The organism is Deinococcus sp. (genome assembly GCF_018260405.1).
Lineage (GTDB): Bacteria > Deinococcota > Deinococci > Deinococcales > Deinococcaceae > Deinococcus.
Genome location: NZ_JAGLBG010000217.1, coordinates 1 through 1,162 on the forward strand (window position 1 = coordinate 1; position 1,162 = coordinate 1,162).

Genomic DNA, 1,162 nt, shown 5'->3' on the forward strand with positions numbered 1-1,162 from the left:
GTGGGCGGTAACGGCCTGAACACCTCTAACATGTTCCCGGTCTGCCAGAAGCTGTGCGACGGCGTGATCGTGGCGCAGGCGTACAGCCCCGCCCAGAGCAGCAGCGTGAACCAGCTGTTCGTCAAGGATTACCGCGCCCAGTACAAGAAAGACCCGCCCCAGTTCGCTGCCCAGGCTTACGCGGGCGTGCAAGTGATTGTCGAGGCACTGCGGGCCATTGACCACAAGAAAAAGCTGAGCACCTGGGAGCTGCCCGCGCTGCGCACCGAGCTGAACAGGCAGATTCTGGCGGGCAAGTACAACACGCCGCTGGGTACCATCAGCTTCGATAAGGAAGGCGAAGTGAACCAGAAAGAGTTCTACGTGGCCCAGATCAAGATGAAGGATGCCAAGACCGGCGGTTACGTGTACCTGAAGTAAACCCCTGCACCCGAGCACTGGGATCAGAGCGGCAGAGATGAATCATTACGGTTCATTTCTGCCCGCTTTTTGCTCAGCCGTCTTGACTTGGTTTAACTTTCCACTCATAGTGACCGCATGCACAACTTGAATTCCGGGCCAGACCGGACGACAGCACTCAGGAGGCAGTCATGAAACGCAGCATCGTCAGCACACTTTTAGCTTTGGGCCTGACCCACGCCGGTGCCCAGAAGGTCGAAACCCCCGTGGCTATCGGCATCGGCGTGTCCCAGACCAGCAACACGGCGCTGCTGGGGCAAGAACAAGTGATCGGCGCACGCTTTGCCGAGAAGTTTCTCAACGCCCGTGGAGGCATCAACGGCACGCCCTTCAAGCTGGTCTTTCAGGACACGGCGGGCGACGAGAACACGGCCATCAATGCCTTTCAAAACCTGATTAGCAAGGAGCATGTGGTGGGCATCGTGGGGCCGACGATCTCGCAGCAGGCGTTCGCCGCCGATCCTATTGCCGACCGCGCCAAAGTGCCGGTTCTGGGGCCAAGCAACACCGCCAAGGGCATTCCGCAAATCGGCGAGTACGTCGGGCGGGTGTCGGCTCCGGTCGCCGTGGTTGCGCCCTACGCGGTGCGGGCCGCTCTGAAGCTCGACCCCAAAGTCAAGAAGGTGGCGGTGCTGTACGCGCAGAATGACGCCTTCTCGGTGTCCGAAACCGGCACGTTCCAGCAGACCGCCAAGGATCAGGG

At 60.3% G+C, this 1,162-nt stretch carries 2 protein-coding genes; both read left to right on the top strand.

What is annotated here, in order from left to right:
• Positions 1-420, top strand: a 420-nt coding sequence (locus tag QZ269_RS13145; RefSeq protein ID WP_291427146.1) for an ABC transporter substrate-binding protein, incomplete at its 5' end; no start/stop codon positions are given.
• A 170-nt stretch (positions 421-590) separates the two neighbouring features.
• Positions 591-1,162, top strand: a 572-nt coding sequence (locus QZ269_RS13150; RefSeq protein ID WP_291427147.1) for an ABC transporter substrate-binding protein, incomplete at its 3' end; no start/stop codon positions are given.